Here is a 20,810-nt window from a genome sequence, read left to right on the forward strand (position 1 = left end):
TAATTCATTTTAGTCAAGTAGTTATTATATTATCAATTTGCAAAGTTACAAAGTGTATAGTTCTTGACAATTTCTTAACAATTTTAATAATAAATGTTATTACAAATACCATAATAAAGCATATAGCTACTTTTAGATAAGATTTCAAAAAAGGATTTAAAATGGAAATAGGATTATTTATAGGCTTTCTTGGCTTCTTTCTTACAGCTATTATTTTAGTGATTATTTTTCTTTATTTGTATGCAGTTGTTACACCTTATGATGATTATAAACTTATTTTTGAGGACAATAATCTAGCAGCAGCACTTGGTTTTGGTGGAGCTATTATTGGGGTTTCTATTCCTTTATATAGTGCCTTAGTTAACTCTATATCGTATATAGATTTTGCTATTTGGGGAACAGTTGCTATTTTGATTCAATTAATTTTTGCATTTATTGTAACAAGACTTGGGGGAAAATACTCTTTTAAAACAAAGATTTCTGATGGAATCATATCTGTGGGGATTTTAATGGCATTTTTATCAATCTCAATTGGACTTTTAAATGCAGGATCAATGAGTTACTAAAACTCATTGATTAACTACTCACCAAAAAGAATATTCTCTTTTTGGTGAATCATTCTTGAAGTAAAAAAGCTAACAATCAAGATGGTCAAAATTGGTATAAAGAAAAAGTACAACAATAAAACATCTGGTCTAAAATCCCAATAAGACTCAAAAAGTATGTTACTTATAATATATGAACCAATACTTCCTAAAACGATTCCCAAAGAACTTGCGCAAAATGAGATTACCCCAAATTCTATTAAAAAAGAGTTTCTGATGGTTTTATTTTTTACTCCAATCATTTTTAGTCTTAATATATTGTTTTTTTGTAAATTCATTTGATACTGAATAATAATAAAACTCATAAGAAGCCCAATAATTATGGAATAAAGACTCATATTATCAGTTATTTCTGTGACATTTTTTACAAGGTTTGAAAAAGTCTCAAATAAACTTTTTACATCAATAACAGTCAAACTCGGGAAAAGCTCAGTCAGCTTTATCAGCATAGCAGTTGCATCATAATTCCCTGAAGAAATAGTTGCTAGTATAGTTTTAGGAGCATCATCTAAAGCACCATCTTGCAAAATCAAAAAGAAGTTTGGTACAAATTCAGTCCACTTTACGGTTCTTATATTTACTACAACTGCTTTTAATTCAAGACCTAAGATATCAAAAACAAGACGGTCACCTAATTTTATTGCTCTTCTATTTGCATATCTTTTTTCAACACTTACCTCTATTGGTTTAGAAAAATCTTTTGAGTTGTATACTCCACTAAAGTCTCGCCCTTCAACAATTTGTTCACTTTTTTTGAGCCCACTTCTATATGAAAGATTTACTGCCCTATTTTTAAGTTCATTTTTCTCTTTTTTTAGTTCTTCGCTTCCACTTTTTTTAGAATGATTTGTAAAATCCACATCATTTACTTTTATTATTCTCCCTCGAATCATGGGTGAAATATTTTCTAATCGTGCTCCCATATTCTCAACTTGGGTTTTTATATCTTTTATTTGCTCCTCTTTTGCATCAATTACAAAAAACCTTGGTCTTTCATCAGCACTTTGGGTCAAAGCACTTGATAAAGATGAGCCAATCTGAGGAATAAGACTAAAAAAAGTCGTACACAAAAGTATTGCTGTAAACAAAGTCAGAGATGTCTTCTTTTGTCTAACAATATTTTTTAAAGCCAAGGATAAAGATAGATTTTCCAAATGCCCTGAAAAATCAAATTTTCTTAAAACTAAAGAGCCAATTGCAAAAAATAAGATGATAAGGATTAACATTGCTAAAGCAAAAAGAATACCTACATTTTTAGCAGGCGTTACAAAATGAGATATTATTAATAAAACTGTAATAAAAGGAATAAAACTAATAATTATCTTAGAAAATGATTGCTTTGTTCTTTGAAGGAAAGGCAAAATCAATGGTAATCCTATACTTAAACTCAAAAGTATTAATACAAGTGATGATTTTAAGAAAAAGTAATAGTCCAATGAAAAATCAAAATTGAAATCCACAAGTTTTTTGATAATAGGACCTATAAACTGTGCAGACAGACTCATAAGTGAAAAAACAATAACAGTAGATATTGTAATCAATACAAAGAGGTGCAAAATATATGTAATACCTAAACTTTTTTTACTAAGTCCCAAGTCGCTTAAAATAGTAATGTCTTTTTGATGCTTTCTTAAAAAACCAGAATATAGATAAATAAGTCCAACTAAACCCAAAAAGAAAGAAACAAGTGAAACCAAAGACAAGAAATCTGTAACGAATGTCAAAACACGAAGTAATCTGTCTTTTCCATCATTGGGAGAAAGAACTCTCAAGTTTTGATCGACACTTTTTTCTAACTGATTTTCAATTTTTTCTAATTTATCATTGTCTAAATTTTCTTTAAAAACATAGTTTAATTTGTATCTAGCAGTAGAGCCAAACTGTAAGAGTTTGGTTTTTTTTAGTCCCTCTTCACTTATATAAATCTTAGGCATAAAACCACTAAAGCTTACTGTTTTTAAGGAGTCTTCTTCAATGACTTTTTTTATAATAAAACTTTCTTGACCGATTTTTAAACTATCACCTTGTTTTAAACCAAGTAAATCTAAAACCTCCTGATAGACCCAAACTTCATTTGATTTTGGTTGGGCTTCTTCTTGTGGATAAGTAGATTTATCTTTAAAAACCAATCCCCCATAATAAGGATAACCTTCATTTACCTTGACTACTTCCATTAGCCTAGCTCTTTTTTTAGAAGCTATCATACTAACAGTTGAAATACCTTCATTAAAATCTTTTATTGCAGGAAGTTTGTTTTTGATGTCTTGTTTTTCTTGGTCACTTATAGGAAACCTTGAAGATACAACAAGGTCAGAACCTAATAAAACCTTTGCTTTTGTATCTAGCGAGTGTTCTATACTTCCTTTAAAAAACTGTAAATATGAAAGTGAGGCAATAGCTAAACAAAAGTTTAATATAAATATCAAGCTAAAAGACTTTGAACGAGCCAAAGCCTTAAAAACAAGTTCTAATACTAACATTGAGTTAAACTTCCAGAAACTAATTCATAAGTCTTTTCACAACGAGCAGCAACATCTTTTGAGTGAGTCACTAAAATCAAAGTCATATTGTTCTTTTTTATTAGTTCAAAAAGTATATCCATAACTGCATTGCCAGTCTCATCATCTAAATTTCCACTTGGTTCATCTGCTAAGATTATCTTAGGATTATGAATAAGTGCCCTTGCAATAGCAACCCGCTGTTTTTCACCACCACTTAGTTGTGAAGGAAGATGATCTAGTCTATGAGAAAGCCCTACACTTTTTAATAGTTCTATTGCTTTTTCTTTTGGCTTTGCAATATTACAAACTTTTGCAGGAAGCATCACATTTTCAAGGGCATTTAAATAAGAGACTAAATGAAAGTTTTGGAAAATAAACCCTATATTTGTAGCTCTAAAATCATTTAATTCACTCTCTTGTAAATCTTTATAAGAAGTAGAGTTTAAAGAAATATCACCAGAATTTGGTTTGATAATCCCTGAGATAAGAGAAAGTAGTGTTGATTTACCACTTCCTGATTTTCCCATGATAGCTACTCTTTCCCCCTCTTCTAAGTGAAAGTTTAGATTTTCAAATATCTCAATATTTTGTGAGCCTTGAAGATATGATTTTTTCAGTGTTCTTAATTCTAACATTAGAGGTCTTCCTTTATAAATTCAAAAACTTTTTTTGCAATATATTTATGACCTTCAACATTTGGATGAATGCCATCTCTTTGATTAAACTCTTTTTTTCCAGCAATCCCCTCTAATAAAAAGGGCATACTTCTTAACTTGTATTTAGCTTTTATTTGCTGATACATTTTTTCAAAACGCTGTGTATATTCAGGTCCATAATTAGGAGGCATAAGCATTCCTGCTAGTAGAACTTTTGCCTTTGATTTTTGGGCATAGTTGATTATTTCTTCAAGATTTTTCTGACTTTGTTTGAGGTTTAAACCTCGAAGACCATCATTAGCACCAAGAGCTAATAATATAAGATATGGCTTCTTTTTCATATACCATTTAAGACGCGAGAGCCCATCACTTGTAGTAGAACCACTAACTCCCCCATTTATAACTGTAATATCTTTTTTGAGTTTAGAGTGAATCATATTCTCAACAAGACTAGGAAAAGCATCTTCTTTATTGACACCAAGCCCTTCTGTTAAAGAATCTCCCAAAAAAAGAATCGTATCGTCTTTAGCATTGACAATCTGAAGAGTGATTAAAAATAAGATTAGTATAATTTTTTTCATAGGTAATACTATCTAAAATCAAAAACTTTTTTATTAAAAGGAAGTAGATTGGGTAAAAATTAACATAATTTTAAGACTCAGATTAACTAAACTGCTAGCAAAATTTTTAATTATTATAAATATAAAATATTACAAGTTGTAATATTTTTAAATATTACCATTTTTTACTGATACAATAACACCAATAAAGATAGATAAGGACAAAAAATGGATGGCAAAATGATAGTAACCTATAAAATACTGTGTAAAAATGACTTCAACTTAGAACTCACCCTAGAAAAACTATTTGAAAATGACAAAGTAGCCAAAATGATAAAAAGTGAATTTGCAAAAGGGATTAGAAATATTGATATTATTACAAAAGAAAGTGATACAAAAATAAAACTAGAAACTCAAAAAGAACTCTATCAATTTGAAGTAAATAAAAATGATTTTGCAGATTTAATATCACTTGCAGAAGAGGATGCAAAGACAAGAAAACTTACAAAAAAAGATTGTGCAGACATAGAACTTGTGAATATAGAAACTATAGATTAATCTTTATTTTTACTAATAAACTCTTCTAAAGCAGAACTTTTTATAGGTATTTTTTTTGTAAATTTAACAATGTCTTCATCAATAGGCATACCGCCTATTTTGCTTTGCATCAAATCTATATATAAAGAGTCGTCTTTTAGAGAAAATCGTGCATAATTATAATAAACAGAAGACTCTTTGTCTATTTCATCAAACTTTATTGTTTCAACTCGCAAAGAAGTATAATCAAGCTTTCCCTTTCCCTCTACTTGTGTAAAGATAAAATATGGGAATATATTTGGATTTAGGTTCTTTTCACTTATATTTAACTCAGATTGTTTAGTAAACATATCATTTACAATCTTTTCAAAATAAGCTGGATGAATTCTCCCTACCCCTTTTAATACTTCACTATTAATAAACTCATATATCAAAGCTGAGTTCTCTTTTATAAAATCTTTTAATTTATTTACTTGCATATACTCTTCCTATAAAATAATAACTTCGTCATAATAATTAATTGCAACTTACAGTAAAGTAAGTACTCTAAAGAAATAGAATCAAACTTTTAGTAATATTAATTTAAATTATCACCAAAATTAGCAAAAGCACTTTCAACATTTGGAATGTTTTTATAAGAAGTCTTTGATAGTCTTACTTTTTTAGTTTTGAGATCACATACTGCAATTTTAAAATTAGCGCCCATAAATGGCTCTACAACACAAATGATTTTATCTTCAACCTGTCGTGTAGCATAAATAGTGCCTTGAAGGTTAGTAAAATAATATTGAGGATAACTTAATGGTGTTATTTCAACAATATCAATGGCTTCTGTATTTTCAAGAGTTTTTAAAATAATCATAGCATCTTCATAACTCTCAAAATGAATACACCAATCATCAAATCTTTTATTAAAATGTTCTAAATCTTCATCTAGAAATCCACCAGCTAAAGATTGTAAAGCAAAAATAGACACAAAATCACCTTCAAATATATATTGTTTAATGTTGATTTTAACATATGTTTTTTATAAAAGAGGATAAAAATCATGCTCAAATTTACTTTTGACTTAATAAAATTTTTTAAATCTTATTATTGCCATGTATTTCAATTACTTATGTTAAAACTATTAATAAATAAAAATTAATGGATAAATATAAATATGAAAAAAATAGATACATTTGATGAACTTACCAAATTGAGTGATTACTCTTTTTTAGAGAATCTTAATTGTGATCCTGATACCAAATTCAATGCAGATAATAAAACACCAAGAGAAGTTTTTAGTGGACACTATGTACCTGTAGAGCCCACTGCTTTAAAAGAGCCTATATATATTTCTCACAGTGTTAATTTTTGTGAAGAATTAGGCTTTACAAAAAACTTAATAAAAGCAGAAGACTTTATCAAAATGTTTTCTGGTGATATCTCTAATGTACCAAAACCTATGAAAAATATAGGCTGGGCAACTGGATATGCCCTATCTATTTATGGTACAGAATATTATGCACAATGCCCTTTTCAAACTGGAAATGGATATGGGGATGGTAGAGCTATTTCAATTCTTGAAGCTGTGATAAACGGTAAAAGATGGGAATTTCAACTAAAAGGTGCAGGAAGAACACCATACTGTAGAGGTGCTGATGGTCGGGCAGTTTTAAGATCAAGTGTCCGTGAGTTTTTAGCTCAAGAGCATATGCACTCTTTAGGTATTCCCACATCAAGGTCTTTGACTCTTTTTACCTCTAAAAAAGAGCAAGTAACAAGACCATGGTTTAATAATAACTCTTACTCAAAAGACCCTGAGCGTATGATTGAAGAAGATGTGGCTGTCACTACAAGAGTAGCACCTTCATTTATTCGTGTGGGACAACTTGAACTTTTTGGAAGACGAGCTAGAAAAAATGAACACCCAAAAGCATATGAAGAGTTAGAGAAAATAGTCTTACATCTAATTGACAGAGAGTATAGTGATTTAATCAACAAAAATTTAAATTTAGAAGAAAAAATCATTTTACTAGCAAAGCAGTTTCAAGACCGTCTTACATCTTTAGTAGCTAACTGGATACGAGTAGGCTATAGTCAAGGTAACTTCAACAGTGATAACTGTGCAGCAGGAGGTTTTACACTTGACTATGGACCATTTGGATTTATTGATATGTTTGACCCAAAATATCAACCTTGGACAGGTGGAGGATTGCATTTCTCATTTTTCAATCAACCCCAAGCCGCCTATAAAAATTTTCAATCATTTTGTAGTGCTTTAAAACCATTACTTAGTTCAGCCCCTGATACTTTGCAAGAACTTGAAAAAATTGAAAATAGTTTTCCTTTAGCTATGCAAGAAAAAATAGATAATATGTGGGCGAATAAACTAGGAATTAATAAATTTGACTTGGAATTATTTACTGAACTTATTGATCTTATGTTAGAGACTAAAGTTGACTACACTATATTTTTTAGGGAACTTTCAAATATACCTGATAATGTTAAGGCACTTACAAAAAGTTTTTATAGTAATACTTTTGAAAATGAAGATATTAAATCAAGATGGAACAATTGGTTAGAAAAATGGAAATCACATCTAGATATAAGCTCAAAAGAGTCTATAGAAAAGCTTTCAAAGCAAATGAAACTAACTAATCCAAAATATACTTTAAGAGAGTGGTATCTAGTTTTAGCATATCAAGATGCAGAAAATGGAAATTATGATCTAATACAAGAGTTACAAGGGATAATGACAAATCCATATGCTGAACAAACTAGTGAAATAGAAGAAAAATATTATACAAAAAAACCTTTAGATTTTTTTGGAATAGCTGGGATATCTCATGTTAGTTGCTCTTCATAGATAAATATTAACTTTCTGATTTATAAATGTACAATGCAGACATAGAACTTATGAATATAGAAAATATAGATTAAACTATTTAAAGCTATTATTTGGTAATTAAGATAAAGGTTATAGACTATGAGAATATTTCTAGCATTGGTATTTTTAGCTATTTTTGCATTTGGAGATTTTAAAGGAATTACTCCTAAAATGCTTCAAAATAAAATTGATAAAAATATTATACTTATTGATATCAGAACTCCTCCTGAATGGGAAGAACTATGAATTGTGCCAACAAGTAAGAAAATCATGTTCTTTGATGAAAAGGGAAAGTATGATGTTCAAAGTTGGCTTAATGAATTTTCAAAATATGTAAAAGATAAAAATCAACCTTTTGTTCTAATATGTAGGTCTGGAAATAGAACAAGTTTAGTTGGTGAATTTTTATCTAAACAAATGGGATATAAAAATGTCTTTCATTTAGAGCATGGTATTAAATCATGGATAAAAGAAAATAGAAAAATAGAAAAAAATTAAAATACTAATAAATTACATATAATTTGAGGAGATTTGCTTTTTGAAAGATATAAAAGTCCAAGGGATGATTCTTGCTGCATTAGGAGTATTTATCGTAAGTTTTGATGCGCTTTTAGTAAGACTTGCTAATGTGGATGCATCTGTTATTTCCTTTTATAGAGGTCTTTTTATGGGAATAAGTATGCTGATCCTTTGGAGACGAAGTAGCAGTAAATCTTGGCTTCCTGTCAATAAAATAGAGTTTATGAATTTTTCTTTTTTGGTCATACTCTCTGCTTTGGGAACTTGTCTTTTTGTCTTTTCTGTAAAATATACAGCTGCTGCAAATACCGTCGTACTTTTAGCGACTTCCTCTTTCTTTGCAGCCATATTTAGTTATCTATTACTAAAAGAGAAAATCAAAAAGCAAACAGTTATTGCAATAGTAGTCTCTTTTGTAGGTGTATTTATTGTCTTTGGAAACTCCTTTACATTTACAGGAAACTACATAGGAGACCTGCTTGGTGTAGCTTTGGCTATAACTATGGGTATGGAGCTTACTTTATTTAGAAAGTATGGACACTTTCCTACAATGCTCGTCATCTCTCTTAGTGGTTTTCTTGTTGCAACTGTTATGTTTGCTTTTAGTGATAAGCTTTTAGATATCTCTTTAGAATCACTATTTTGGTTAAGCATTATGGGTTTTATTCAAATTCCATTAGCCATGTATTTTATTTTTATCTCAACAAAATATATAACATCTGCAGAAGTAAGTCTTTTCACTACCATAGAAACAACAATGGCACCAATCTGGTTATGGCTTTTTCTTAGTGAAATTCCACCAAAAATGACAATTATAGGCGGTGCCTTAGTAATATTTGCCATATTTATAAATGCACTGCCAAGTATAATTAAAAAAAGAAAATAAAACTCATTTTAAGCATATTTTCTCTTCATTTATTTTCTCATTAGTATTTAAAATAATTAGATATACTGTTGCAAAACTTTGATAATAAGGAATAAAATGAGAAAATATAATGTCTAGTGAAATGATAATTAGTTCCTTATCTCAAGTGTGGCACTTAATACCTATAGTGATTTTTATTTTTGTTTTTAAAAAATTCATGGATAATAAAGGCAAAAAATACAAAATAAATATAAATGAAGAGTATGAAAAAAAAGGTCAAAGCTTAGAGTTCCGTACAATAGAAAAATACGAAAAACTAGCATATAAAGTAATCTATGATGAAACAAAAGATAATAAAAAAGAACAAGGAATAGATATAGTTTGTAATAATAACAATCAAACATTCCTAATAAAATGTAATAACAACTCCAAATCAAAATCAATCACAGCAGAAGATATAAAAGTATTTTATAAAAATGCAATGGAATATGTCAAAACAAATAATCTAGAAGAAAAAAATGTGAAATTTAGATATGTAATACACTATGAGGATGCATTAGATAAGTCTGCAAGGAACATACTAAAAGATGATAGTTACAATTGTAAGTATGTGATTATTTAAAAAAAGACTCTTACAGTTATTTTTACACTCTCTATTAAACGCTAGTTCGAGAAAAATTCTGGTGACAAATATCTAATTACCCATATTCTCAATAACTTTTTCAGATTGCATCTTAAATTTTGGTAAACCATTTCTTATAATCCACTCTATAATTGCTAAATTTATACCTTCATAATCATGAGCAATATATGTTCTTACATCATATAGACCTTTTAAGTCTTCTTTATCAAATTCACTTAATATATCATCGGCATGAGATTTTTTAAGTTTATCAAATTGTTCGGCAATAGCCGTTAAGTGCATCAAAATTGCAGGTCTTATTGTTATAACATCATCTAAAGCTTTTGTTATACTTCCTATATTATTAACTATTTCTTCAATATACTCTATTTTTTCTATTATTAAATATATTTTACTTATAGATTCTTTAGACATATATTGCTCTATCTAAAATAAATTTCTTAGCAGTTTTCCCCATACCTGAACTATCCGCTAAATCAACAGGGATACCAAATAATAAACTTATTTCTGATTGAATCTCTTTTACTCTATTAATAGCTTGAAATCCATATTTATTTGCAAATTCAGGCGTAGCTTCAACTAATATGTCTATATCACTATTTTCCGTAGCTTCATCTCTAGAGTAAGAACCAAACAATGCTTTTATAATAAAACCCTCTTTATTAAATTGTGGTTTTAATTCTTTTAATTTTAATAAAATTTCACTCTTAGCTAATACTGACATCTTAATAATCCCTTTTTAATTAGGGTAAGTATAACAAATATTTTTATAAAGTGATATAAGATAGTTGTAAAAGACTTTCATCTAAGCTATTATTTTATTTATTCTTATTCTCTTTCAAATAATAAGTAAAAACACATGGTACACTTTTTGTATATTAAAAATAAACACAAGGGAATCATATGGTTTGTAAATTTCAAGAAATAAGCGATTTTTTTCATAAGTACCCACAACTTTTGAAGGTATTGAAGAACAAGAGTTAAAAGAGCTATTAGAAACATTTCCACATACATGTAAATTTGTAAAATCACTTGATGAAGATATTGTTAATTGTGATGACTTAGAGCTAGTATCACAAAAAACTCTAGAATTATTTGATAATGCATATGAGCATGAATATACAAAAGATGATATTTTAAAGTTTGCAGGTGTAACATGTAAAATATTTGATATCGTTGGTGCACCAAAACACCATGTTCCATTTATTTTAGTTATCTTAGCAAAACTTTGATAATTATAATTTATTTAAGGAAAGATTATTTGACTGTTAAAGTGGATAGAAGAATAAAATATCAATTGATTAATTAGTAAACTGGTACCTAATTTCTAAAAAATTTATTTAAGAGTTTATCTTACTTATATAGATAAGTTTGTAAAACTTTACTAAATATAATATACTAAGAAAGGTATTCTCTTTTTTTGATTTTAATACTAATTTATTACTGATATATTCTTTTATGATAAAATAGGTTATATTTAATGGAGATAGTATGAATAATTATTTTGAACACTTAGAACTCGTACTTATTGACATAATAAACCATTTTAACATTGAAAATACCTATTTTGAACAAAATAATTTTTATGAAAAATTAGAAATATATGAATGGATAAAAAGTAAAGAATTCAATTTACTTATTAATATTATAAAAAATATTTTAGATTTAAAAACAAATGAATATTATGAAAATATAGGTAATAGTTCTAATTTAATTAATATAAAAAACTTAGCAATAATTTTAGTTAAAGATGCCAAAAGATTTTCTATAAAAACTACAATAAATAACTTTAAAACTTTTGTGGGAAAAAAAGAAATTTACTTATATAGAGTTTACTTATTAGGTAATTTACATAAACTTTCTTCAACTGAAAGTATTAATTTTGAATTTGACAATGGAGTTAAACTTGTAGATTTAAAAAACTTAATGAATAAAAGAAATTACTCAATTTATAATTCTGGTAATTTTGCACCCAATATTGAAATGTACCTTACATATGAATTTAAAGAAGATAAAAATAAAATTACTTTCTTGAAAGAATCATCGTTAAGTGCTTTTAAATACAAAGATTATTTAAATATAGATAAAAAAATAGACAATGTTTATTTGTGTCTTATTTTAAGTAGACATTTTAAATCAAATTATATTCCACTTATTGCAAAAACTGTTATTAGTGATGAAAAAGATTATTTGATAAATAATTCTAGCTACCAATTATTACCTTATCTTCAACCGAGTATTTCACCTGAAATACTCGAAATTGAACTCAAAAAAACTAATGAATTATTAAAAAAATTTGAAAAACTTGACAATAAGATACAATATAATCTAACTATTGCAATAAAAAAAATTTCTGAGTTTGCTTCTATGAATATTAATATTGACAGAGCCATTTCTGTGCGAGTTTCTATGGAATCAATATTTTTAAATAACTCAGAAGAAGATAAAAGTTTAAAAATTAGAAAAAGAGCTTCATCATATTTAAAAAAACAAAAAGAAGAACATAACATATTTAATCTATTTAAAAATGCATATAAGTCTTGTTCTACAGCTGTACACAATGGTACAATTACAGATGATGAATTTAATAAAATAGCAGAAGTCATCCCATATATCTATGATGCAATATTTCTTATAATTTCTAATGGCAAGCCAACTTGGAAAAAATATTAATTTTCTTTACAAATCAATTTAGTGAATAAGATTTTGAAAGAGTTCGAGGCAAATTAATTTTTTGGTTTAGGATTTACCATCTGGTAATGAGTAAATCAAAAAATTGATTTAACGCTGAAATATTTTAAAAGATTGTTTAATAAATTGATTTTTTTGCTGAACGCAAAATGAAGTGGCTCCGGCACCTGGGAGCAATAAATTAAAAATAAAAAACCAACAAAGACCATAAAATCGGACTTCTTAACTCTATCATTTTTTCATTTTTAGTCGTTTTTTGTTAATTTTGGGCACAATTTGGGCACAGTAAATTAATATTATTTTTCTATTGAATTCTAATTCTATACTAATATCTCGTATTAATTTACTAAATGCTCTAATATCTCTTTCTTCTGTCAATATATCCCAAATAAATCTTGCTCAACATCTAATGTATACTTGAATCATATAACCTTGTGTTTAAAAAATTGTCCTCTTAAAATTAAATATAAAAAAGTTTTATTAGTATAGTTACCACTAAAAATAATACAAGAACTGGAGAATAATAAACTGATGAACCTCTTAAATCATATAAATTAAGTCCTCTAACAAAAAAACAAATTTTCTTTGAAAGTTCATATCTATCTATTTCATTACTTAAATCTATTTTTGTGATTTCCTCATTTACTTGCTGTATTAATCTATCAGTTGAGAAAAATGAGAAATGTATCTTCTTTCTATATTCAGAATATAGAATGCTCAAAGTAAATAAATATTCGTCTTTATTAAACTTTTTATTTGATTTTATAGTATTTATATAGTTAAAAATTTCTTGTAACTTTTTATCTCCTCTGCCAATTAGAAATAGCCCATCAAAAAATGCTAGAATTTGAAACAATAAAAGAAAATATAGCCAAAGACTAATATTTTTTGCACGCTCAATAAAAGGTGGGTTATGATAATGGTCAAAAATTTCAATTTTTTCTATTTCTCTAATTCTATAATCTAATTTTAGTTTTGAAATTTTATCTGTCAAAATTGATATTCTAATACCTTCATTAGGATTAAGTAAATTAAAATCAATAAAAAAAGTATTCTTATCAAATTGTAAATTTTTATCGTTTATATTCACTAATAAAAGCTTTGTATCATCACTCAATGATATCTTTATTTTTTCATGAATGAACTCACTAGGAATAGCCTTTCTACCATCATTTTTTAAAATAAATTCATGTTTAAACAGTCTATTTATTTTAGTGTCTTTATAAATAATTTTTAAATCTGATATGTTTGTATTATTTTCAATTATTTTATTTGTCTTTAGCAAATATAGGTTTAGCTCATAGTCATTATTAGAAAATATTGTATCATACAAACTATAAATACCACTAACTACAGAAAAAAAAATCAAAAGTTTATATACATATCTAAAAAAAATAGTCAAGTAAAATCCTTAATAATTATTTCATTTTTTCTTTTTATTAATTTCTTTTTCCAAATCATCAAAATTTATTCCAGTAACTTTTTCGATATCTTCTTTACTTGAACTTCTAATCCAATTAAGATATTCTTTAGAAGCACTTCTTACATCATTAAACCAAGATACTATTATTGATACTAATATAGCCATTGCAAAATAACTATTTATTGCTTCTATAGTAGTTAGAATTCTAATATTTTTAGGTGCAGAGATATCTCCATATCCAACTGTTGTCCACGTAGTACCACTAAAGTAAATTGATGTTAAAAAATCTACATCAATCAATTTTCCATTTATTATTAACCCACTCTTAAAATACATAATTGCATATATAAGAATTGCAAAAAATATGTATATTACAAAACTACGTACTATGCTACCATAAGGCATTTCTTTTTCCCAAGACAAATGTAAGGGAGTCAATATCGTTAATATATACAGCATAATAAATAAAAGAATAGGAACAATGTATATTCCTATTTTAAAAAAAGACAATACAATCACTATCATCAAAATTATATAATAAATAACTGTGTTAATTGCAATACTTAACTGCATCTTACTCCCTATTACAAAATAAATCTATTTTAACATATCTATATATGTTTTAAATAATAATAACAATTTTTATTTACATACTCTAACATTTCATCTTTATATTTTGAATTAAACTTCTTGACTATATCTCTACCAGCACCAAATTCAATTTGAAAGTTTAATAATGGTTTTACCAAATAATAATTTGAACAAATTTGACTTTTTCGAACATCAAAAAAATCTTTCTCTTTCTCTTGATTTCCTATTGAATCTAAAAATAATAATCCTTTCGAATTTGACTTAATTTTATTAAAAGATTTATTATCCATGTAGTCTTTTTCATAGTAATAAAAATAAGTACCATCCAAATTAATTTCTTCAAAATTAATTCTATTAAAATTGGCAGTTGCAATTAAAAGGTGGGCACTTTTCATTGAAGATTTATCTGTAAATGTTATTAAATTATTATTATCTGATGATATTCCTCTATAATCAATTCTTGCACCATCTAAGTTAGATGAATCAAATTTTGTTTTATTAAATTTTACATCATCAAATATTACTCCAGTTAAATTTGAATTATAAAAATTGCTTTGTGTAAAATCTAATTCTCTAATATTAAATTGAGTCGAAAAAAACTTATTTTCATTATAAGAATCAATACTGCTTTTAAAAATACTATTCTTAAAATCACTATTGGAAAAAAGTGTTGATGTAAATTTTATATTTCTAAATTCACTTTTATCAAAGACTACTTCTGAAAATAAAGTATCAGAAAAATCAATATTTAAAAAATCAAATCCAATAAATGAAGATTTTTCAAAATATGAATGCTTTAAAATTTTATTCTTAATAGTATATCCTGTGGAATAAATTACACTAAGTAAATCTTTTTCAATGTACTCAGTTGCATTTTCTATTAAAAATTTATTATCAACTTTTTTTGAATAATCTTCCCCTTGAATACGTAAAGAATATAAATTTTTTGATAAAAAGTATAATAAGAAAGCTAATTCTAAAATTAATACACTGTATCCTATAACAATATATTTTGTTTTCTTAACAGAAAACATTTTCGAAGTTTTTATTGCTACCAAAAAATTAATTATTAATAAAGCAACAGTACAAATACAATATAGAATATTAATTATAAGATAATCAAACCTTACACTAAAAGAAAATGCATATATTATTAAAAAGAATGGCATAAAAAAATAAAAGAAATTTATTACTACATAAAGTTTACTTTGTTCTTTTTCATCAAATATAACCTCATTAAAAACAAAAATTGGTAATTTATTAAACAAATTATATGAAGTTCTTTTCCCTGAACTCGTTAACCATACTTTTAATCGTTTTGAATGATGGGATAGATTATAGAGAAAAACATAATGTAATATTAGTATAACCAATGGTAATATAGATAAAAACATTTCTAAGTCTATATTAAAACCCAAAACTGGTATTATAACCTTAATATTATCTTTTAATAATATTGTATTATCTATTGTTCCGATAACATACGTAAAATAAATTAAAAAAGTAAAATAAAACCACATATATGTTCTATTTTGATTTGTTGAAGATACTAAAGAGTCTTCTAAACGCTCTAATTCACTCTGTAATAAATTCATTCCTGAGTCATTCTGCATATAAGTCTACCTTTGATAATTTAACAGTTTTTAATTTTTCCTATTTCTAAATATTTTATCAATTAATTCAAATAAAGGATGAAAAGATTCAAAAATTGACTTATCCAAATTCTCTCTATCAAAAATACTTTTAGCAAAATTTGTTTTTAGGTTTTCGTCTATTTTATAATATTTTATATTTTTAAGTTTTTTATTTGCTTCAATATCTTGAAAAACCTTTGATATCTCATTAATATTATTTTCTGCTAATTCAATAATTCTTCTATTATCTGCATATTTTAAAATTTCATTTTGATGTAAAAACTCTTTAGGGTATAGATACTCTATCTCACATATACCTTTTAAATCTTTTTGAGGTAATGGTAAGGTTATTGCATAGAGATTATTTAAAGATTTTATAATTCCAATATTATTATCAATCTTATTTTTCACAACCTTCTCAAAACTCTTTAATCCTGTATCATCTGCATCAAAAATCGCTATAATTGGATTATTAGATATATGTTTACTGAATATTTCTGTAGAATTAATTAAAGACCTTTCTAGCTTAATAACTCCATCAAAATGAATAATAGTAAAATTATGTGGTTTGTCATATAATACTTCGAATGCTTTTTCTAAGTGTAATTTATCAGTTTCACCTTCTACTAAAAGAACAATTTTTTCAGGGTTTTTATCTATTTCATGCAAGTTTATATCTTTTTTTTTGTTTTTAGTACTATTTAAATTATTGGAATTCAAAGAATAATACTCTAAATCTTCATTTAAATTCTCTAGTAACTTCCAATATTCAATATATTCTAAAACTTCTTGTCTTTCCTCTGTGTCCTTAGCAACATAACTATCCAAAGGGTCATCAACATAATCTTCAGGGTACCAACTATATCCAAAACAATGTAACTGATTATATGAAGTCTCACCTTTTATAAATGAATAATAGTCCATGTCTTTGCCAATATCATAACCTTTTATATAAACATTAGACTTATAATAATCAACATATTTTTTGTAAATCAAATATACCATAACTTTTAATTCAATTCTTGTACGTTTATAATCCCAATGGTAATCTTCAAATACAATATATTTATATATATACTTACCATTTAATTCTAAAATCTTAATTTGGCATATGGGATATACGTATTGTCTCGTATTATTATTTTCATCAATATTTACATCCAGTTCAAAATCTTTTAAAAGATGAATATCATAAATATCATATTCCTTAGATATAGAATTAATCATCTTACAAAATCCAAAAATATCCTTATCAAAATGGTGAGTTTCATACATATAATCATTTTCTCCAACTAACCAATTGATGTTAATTGAAAAAAATGAAGCAACCCATTCTAATAACTCATGGGATATTTTTTTTAACAATTTTTCTTTAGAGGATATATCATAATAAGTAATATTGAATTTTTTATCAATTACTATAGGTATTTCATTAATATGAATATCATGAAGTTCAAATAGTTTAAAAAACCTAGTTAACATTAAATCAATTTTTTCATTTATCTCATTTTTAAACTGATTTTGATTTTCTTTCATTACACTAAACATATCATTTAATATTACATTAGTATCATCCAATTTCTTTATCAGTTCATTATATTCATTCACTTTATTAAACAATTCATTACTCCCCTTAAAATATTTAATTATCTATTATAATTTCTTCTACTAATCACTTTTACTTTAGTTCAATATCAGTAGTATATAAAGTATTAAATTCATCTTGAAGTACTTTAATTTTATTTTCAGCATAAGTTGATTGAAAGGCAAGTTCTATAAATCCTGAAAACTGCATATTTTTTTTCTTATACCCACTAATCTTATTTTCAATATGTTTAATAATCTTACCTGAATCACTAGATATTAATTGTTCATATTCATCAATTGACATAACAACAATATTTTCATTATATTTTTTTTTATTCTGTTCTTCTAATACCCATTTAAATAACATCCATGTTTCAAAATTTGAATGAGCAATAATAATACCATAGACTTTTTGATTTTGGATAGAGGTATAAGCTTCATCAATTTGCTTAAATGCTGTTGGCAATGTGTTTTTAATAGTTTTATATACTGCTTCTTCATCTTCCGAATAAAGTTTTTGTGCTTCTATATGTAAAACTTTTGCTTCTACAATAATATATGTATCTTCAACTTGAATCATAAACTCTGGCTTCTTTTTTCCTTTCTCAAAAAACTCTTCATCATAATCAATATCTATATTATAAAAATATGATGTAATATCTTTAATGTAATTTTCAAAAAGTTTTCCAAATCTATCTCTGAATCTTGATTGATTAGTAGATAGATTAAATACAATATCAAATAAATTTCTTGATATTGTATTTGCAAATAATTGTATACTTGGAATAATATATGCTTCATTTACTTCAAATATTGGTTTAGTTGCACAATTTACATCATAAACAAGCTTCTTTTTACTTATGCCCTTTTCTTTTGCTAATTGCTTATATTTAGATTGAGACAAACTAAGAAAATTAAGAAATTGAAATAAGTTTTTTCTCTTAATATCATATACTTTACAAAATTTTTGAATTTCTTCATCGTCGATTGAAAAACTTAACCAAAAAGAAGTTTCTTTGTATCTAATTTTATTCATTAAAAGTGTAAACGCAACTATTTGTTTTGAATCTAATCCAATTTTTTGTTTTAATTCTGTATCCATTAATGAATATAACCCAAATACTCTTCCCATATAATTTACTATACTAACTGCAACTCCCTGTATATGATGTAATTGTCTTGTCATTGATACTTCAAATCTTTTTACTAAATCTATATCTTTTTGACATAACATTAAATATAAACCCACTAATCTAATATAATCTTTTACCGTAGGCGAAACTCCATTATCCTCATCAAAAGATGATACTCTAATAATTAAATCAAGAAAGCCTTGTCTTAATGCAAAACTATATAAACACATTTTTTCATTCACACTAAGAGTTTTTTCAAAATCTTTTTGAATACCATTCTTTTCTAATAAATAAATTAGCATTAACCATGATGCTATTGAAAACTTACCAACTTCTTCTATTAATATATCTTTTGTCATTGTTGTCCTTTTGAAAATATTGTATTTCTTAACTCTTACTACAGAAAATAAATTTTTTAATTTTTAATTCTTTTAAACAATTTTCATCTCTTCCTTTAAGTACCAAAGGTTTTGCTCTTTTTCTATACAACCAATTTCTTCAAGTTCCTCTAATATTTCTTCTAAATTATTTACTTTAAAACCTTTTGTTTTATATAATTTATTACAGCATTTTTCTAATAGTTGAATGTCAACACCTTTTGACTCATCATTTATTCGATATGTTAAATGATATAGTGCCAATAAACAAAGTCCTTGTTCAGGATTAATATTAATAGTTTTTTCTAAATTAATTTTATTATTAAGCTTAGAACCATCCTTAATTAAAATTAAAAACATTAAAAGATGGCCATATGGTAAAAATTGATAAACTAAACTCATTTTACCTACACAATTAAACATATCTTCATATATAATATTTATTAGTTTTTTTAATTTAATATTCCTAAATTTTTTAGAATTACCTGTAAGAGTCAAACTATCAATTGTTAAAAAACCAAAAAATTCTTTTTCTTTGGTAGGTTCTTTTATAAATCTTTGACACTTATTTATCAATTCTTCATTTTTAAATAATTCTTCAGATTTTTCACTAAAACTACTGTCTTTATTTATTCCATATATCTTACGATAAGGGATTATATAGTTTTCTTTGATTTTATTTGCATGTTGAATAAAATCTGCCCCTTTTTTTACCAATACAAGATAATCATCTACACTCATTGCTAAACTATCTTTATGATGAATTGAAGCTCTCATACAGGTAAGTTGAAATTCAAATTTATTAAGATGTTTTATATTATTGTCTGGTGTACTCATAATCCCTTCGAGTATAACACTCAACCTTTCATAAGGTAAAGGATGTAGTCTAGTTTCATTTACTTCTTTACATTTATCTGCGAACCATTCAAATAAAAAATTAATACTTAATATATAATCTTCTATCATTTCATATTCATCACATTTTGCATTAAAATATTCATACAAGTTAGTTTTGGATAGATTATACCTGCCAAAAGCAAATCTAGAACCGTAATAATCAGCTTCTGCTTCTAATACTCTTATAATTTCAATTTCATCATCACTAAATTCATTATTGTTATTAATTTCATTTATCTGATAATTTTCATTAACTTTAAAATCTAAATGCCCCCAAATTATATGGGCATACTCATGAAAAAATATGAAATCTAACCAATATAAAAGTATAGATTCTGTTAAAACATTAATATCTTTATGGTTTCTATCAAGACTTTTAAAAATTTTACTATAACTCATTACAAAATGAGCATGTCTAAATAATTCATCAATTAATTTAGGAAAGATAACTATTTTATAATGGTTAATATCAACTTTTATAACACAAGCATTTTCAATGTTTTTATCTTCTTTGCGTATGTTCTTTGGATTTATAAAATCAATTTTTAACTCTTTGATAAACTTAATGTTTAAACCATTTATTATTTGTTTAACATTTTTATCTAACTCTTGATATATCCAATTTAGTTTTTTTTCTGATATTTTAGTTTTTTGTATCATTTCTTTATACTCAAATTCGGTGATACCAGTATTTTTTAATGTTTTCAATATAACTCCTA

The 20,810-nt window shown here is 25.9% G+C and carries 21 protein-coding genes; 8 read left to right on the forward strand and 13 right to left on the reverse strand.

Translation table 11 applies throughout. The annotated features are described in order from the left end of the window. The first annotated feature begins 161 nt into the window (after positions 1-161). Positions 162-566 carry a DUF350 domain-containing protein gene (locus LXN10_RS01685; protein WP_375724234.1) on the forward strand — a complete coding sequence of 135 codons (405 nt, stop codon included), beginning with the start codon at positions 162-164 and terminating at the stop codon, positions 564-566. A gap of 14 nt (positions 567-580) precedes the next feature. On the opposite strand, the gene LXN10_RS01690 is transcribed toward LXN10_RS01685, so the two are convergent. From LXN10_RS01690 to LXN10_RS01700, 3 genes are read right to left on the reverse strand one after another with little or no spacing between them, the layout of a single operon-like run. Next, positions 581-3,085 (reverse strand): ABC transporter permease, encoded by a 2,505-nt coding sequence (locus tag LXN10_RS01690; RefSeq protein WP_375724235.1) that lies wholly within the window; start codon positions 3,083-3,085, stop codon positions 581-583. Beyond that, positions 3,079-3,741: an ABC transporter ATP-binding protein gene (locus LXN10_RS01695; RefSeq protein WP_375724236.1), complete on the reverse strand. Its 663-nt coding sequence runs from the start codon at positions 3,739-3,741 to the stop codon at positions 3,079-3,081. The genes LXN10_RS01690 and LXN10_RS01695 overlap by 7 nt, the downstream gene beginning before the upstream one ends. Further along, a complete protein-coding gene (locus LXN10_RS01700; protein ID WP_375724237.1) occupies positions 3,741-4,343 on the reverse strand; it encodes an arylesterase in 603 nt (200 codons plus the stop codon). The genes LXN10_RS01695 and LXN10_RS01700 overlap by 1 nt, the downstream gene beginning before the upstream one ends. Positions 4,344-4,550: 207 nt before the next feature. Between LXN10_RS01700 and LXN10_RS01705 the strand changes: the two genes are divergently transcribed. After that, positions 4,551-4,880 carry a hypothetical protein gene (locus tag LXN10_RS01705; RefSeq protein WP_375724238.1) on the forward strand — a complete coding sequence of 110 codons (330 nt, stop codon included), beginning with the start codon at positions 4,551-4,553 and terminating at the stop codon, positions 4,878-4,880. Here the strand turns inward: LXN10_RS01705 and LXN10_RS01710 are convergent. Both LXN10_RS01710 and LXN10_RS01715 read right to left on the reverse strand, forming a co-directional pair. Beyond that, entirely contained in the window at positions 4,877-5,338 is a 462-nt protein-coding gene (locus tag LXN10_RS01710; protein ID WP_375724239.1) for a hypothetical protein, read from the reverse strand. The genes LXN10_RS01705 and LXN10_RS01710 overlap by 4 nt on opposite strands. A 98-nt stretch (positions 5,339-5,436) precedes the next feature. After that, positions 5,437-5,835: a hypothetical protein gene (locus LXN10_RS01715; protein WP_375724240.1), complete on the reverse strand. Its 399-nt coding sequence runs from the start codon at positions 5,833-5,835 to the stop codon at positions 5,437-5,439. A gap of 186 nt (positions 5,836-6,021) precedes the next feature. On the opposite strand from LXN10_RS01715, the gene LXN10_RS01720 reads away from it, so the two are divergent. From LXN10_RS01720 to LXN10_RS01740, 5 genes are all read left to right on the forward strand, one after another. Next, positions 6,022-7,710: a protein adenylyltransferase SelO gene (locus LXN10_RS01720; RefSeq protein WP_375724241.1), complete on the forward strand. Its 1,689-nt coding sequence runs from the start codon at positions 6,022-6,024 to the stop codon at positions 7,708-7,710. A 120-nt stretch (positions 7,711-7,830) separates the two neighbouring features. Beyond that, positions 7,831-7,977: a hypothetical protein gene (locus LXN10_RS01725; RefSeq protein WP_375724242.1), complete on the forward strand. Its 147-nt coding sequence runs from the start codon at positions 7,831-7,833 to the stop codon at positions 7,975-7,977. 3 nt (positions 7,978-7,980) lie between these two features. After that, positions 7,981-8,229, forward strand: coding sequence for a rhodanese-like domain-containing protein (locus LXN10_RS01730; protein WP_375724243.1), 249 nt, complete (start codon positions 7,981-7,983; stop codon positions 8,227-8,229). 40 nt (positions 8,230-8,269) lie between these two features. After that, on the forward strand, positions 8,270-9,136 hold the full coding sequence (locus tag LXN10_RS01735) for a DMT family transporter (RefSeq protein WP_375724244.1): 867 nt from the start codon (positions 8,270-8,272) through the stop codon (positions 9,134-9,136). 109 nt (positions 9,137-9,245) lie between these two features. After that, the gene (locus LXN10_RS01740; protein ID WP_375724245.1) at positions 9,246-9,737 is read left to right on the forward strand and encodes a hypothetical protein; all 492 of its coding nucleotides are present in this window, start codon (positions 9,246-9,248) and stop codon (positions 9,735-9,737) included. 72 nt (positions 9,738-9,809) lie between these two features. On the opposite strand, the gene LXN10_RS01745 is transcribed toward LXN10_RS01740, so the two are convergent. Further along, entirely contained in the window at positions 9,810-10,172 is a 363-nt protein-coding gene (locus LXN10_RS01745; RefSeq protein WP_375724246.1) for a HepT-like ribonuclease domain-containing protein, read from the reverse strand. Further along, positions 10,165-10,482: a nucleotidyltransferase family protein gene (locus LXN10_RS01750; protein ID WP_375724247.1), complete on the reverse strand. Its 318-nt coding sequence runs from the start codon at positions 10,480-10,482 to the stop codon at positions 10,165-10,167. Before LXN10_RS01750 ends, LXN10_RS01745 begins: the two co-directional genes overlap by 8 nt. Positions 10,483-11,249: 767 nt before the next feature. Here LXN10_RS01750 and LXN10_RS01755 point away from each other — a divergent pair. Beyond that, a complete protein-coding gene (locus LXN10_RS01755) occupies positions 11,250-12,431 on the forward strand; it encodes a hypothetical protein (protein ID WP_375724248.1) in 1,182 nt (393 codons plus the stop codon). Positions 12,432-12,909: 478 nt separating this feature from the next. Here the strand turns inward: LXN10_RS01755 and LXN10_RS01760 are convergent, their stop codons facing one another. The 6 genes from LXN10_RS01760 to LXN10_RS01785 form a co-directional block, all read right to left on the reverse strand. Beyond that, on the reverse strand, positions 12,910-13,851 hold the full coding sequence (locus LXN10_RS01760; RefSeq protein ID WP_375724249.1) for a hypothetical protein: 942 nt from the start codon (positions 13,849-13,851) through the stop codon (positions 12,910-12,912). Between the two features lie 21 nt (positions 13,852-13,872). Further along, positions 13,873-14,445 carry an ion channel gene (locus LXN10_RS01765; protein WP_375724250.1) on the reverse strand — a complete coding sequence of 191 codons (573 nt, stop codon included), beginning with the start codon at positions 14,443-14,445 and terminating at the stop codon, positions 13,873-13,875. A 38-nt stretch (positions 14,446-14,483) separates the two neighbouring features. Next, entirely contained in the window at positions 14,484-16,076 is a 1,593-nt protein-coding gene (locus LXN10_RS01770) for a pentapeptide repeat-containing protein (protein ID WP_375724251.1), read from the reverse strand. 30 nt (positions 16,077-16,106) lie between these two features. After that, the gene (locus LXN10_RS01775) at positions 16,107-17,717 is read right to left on the reverse strand and encodes a hypothetical protein (protein ID WP_375724252.1); all 1,611 of its coding nucleotides are present in this window, start codon (positions 17,715-17,717) and stop codon (positions 16,107-16,109) included. Between the two features lie 58 nt (positions 17,718-17,775). Continuing rightward, positions 17,776-19,176: a hypothetical protein gene (locus LXN10_RS01780; RefSeq protein ID WP_375724253.1), complete on the reverse strand. Its 1,401-nt coding sequence runs from the start codon at positions 19,174-19,176 to the stop codon at positions 17,776-17,778. Between the two features lie 72 nt (positions 19,177-19,248). Beyond that, entirely contained in the window at positions 19,249-20,799 is a 1,551-nt protein-coding gene (locus LXN10_RS01785) for a hypothetical protein (protein ID WP_375724254.1), read from the reverse strand. Positions 20,800-20,810: the final 11 nt, after the last annotated feature.

Source organism: Arcobacter iocasae (genome assembly GCF_042214795.1).
In the GTDB taxonomy this organism is placed as follows: domain Bacteria; phylum Campylobacterota; class Campylobacteria; order Campylobacterales; family Arcobacteraceae; genus Arcobacter; species Arcobacter iocasae.

Coding starts and splice junctions, on each gene's coding strand:
- LXN10_RS01685 (WP_375724234.1), top strand. CDS start 162: ATGGAAATAGGATTATTTATAGGCTTTCTTGGCTTCTTTCTTACAGCT.
- LXN10_RS01690 (WP_375724235.1), bottom strand. CDS start 3,085: ATGTTAGTATTAGAACTTGTTTTTAAGGCTTTGGCTCGTTCAAAGTCT.
- LXN10_RS01695 (WP_375724236.1), bottom strand. CDS start 3,741: ATGTTAGAATTAAGAACACTGAAAAAATCATATCTTCAAGGCTCACAA.
- LXN10_RS01700 (WP_375724237.1), bottom strand. CDS start 4,343: ATGAAAAAAATTATACTAATCTTATTTTTAATCACTCTTCAGATTGTC.
- LXN10_RS01705 (WP_375724238.1), top strand. CDS start 4,551: ATGGATGGCAAAATGATAGTAACCTATAAAATACTGTGTAAAAATGAC.
- LXN10_RS01710 (WP_375724239.1), bottom strand. CDS start 5,338: ATGCAAGTAAATAAATTAAAAGATTTTATAAAAGAGAACTCAGCTTTG.
- LXN10_RS01720 (WP_375724241.1), top strand. CDS start 6,022: ATGAAAAAAATAGATACATTTGATGAACTTACCAAATTGAGTGATTAC.
- LXN10_RS01725 (WP_375724242.1), top strand. CDS start 7,831: ATGAGAATATTTCTAGCATTGGTATTTTTAGCTATTTTTGCATTTGGA.
- LXN10_RS01740 (WP_375724245.1), top strand. CDS start 9,246: ATGTCTAGTGAAATGATAATTAGTTCCTTATCTCAAGTGTGGCACTTA.
- LXN10_RS01745 (WP_375724246.1), bottom strand. CDS start 10,172: ATGTCTAAAGAATCTATAAGTAAAATATATTTAATAATAGAAAAAATA.
- LXN10_RS01750 (WP_375724247.1), bottom strand. CDS start 10,482: ATGTCAGTATTAGCTAAGAGTGAAATTTTATTAAAATTAAAAGAATTA.
- LXN10_RS01755 (WP_375724248.1), top strand. CDS start 11,250: ATGAATAATTATTTTGAACACTTAGAACTCGTACTTATTGACATAATA.
- LXN10_RS01765 (WP_375724250.1), bottom strand. CDS start 14,445: ATGCAGTTAAGTATTGCAATTAACACAGTTATTTATTATATAATTTTG.
- LXN10_RS01770 (WP_375724251.1), bottom strand. CDS start 16,076: ATGCAGAATGACTCAGGAATGAATTTATTACAGAGTGAATTAGAGCGT.
- LXN10_RS01780 (WP_375724253.1), bottom strand. CDS start 19,176: ATGACAAAAGATATATTAATAGAAGAAGTTGGTAAGTTTTCAATAGCA.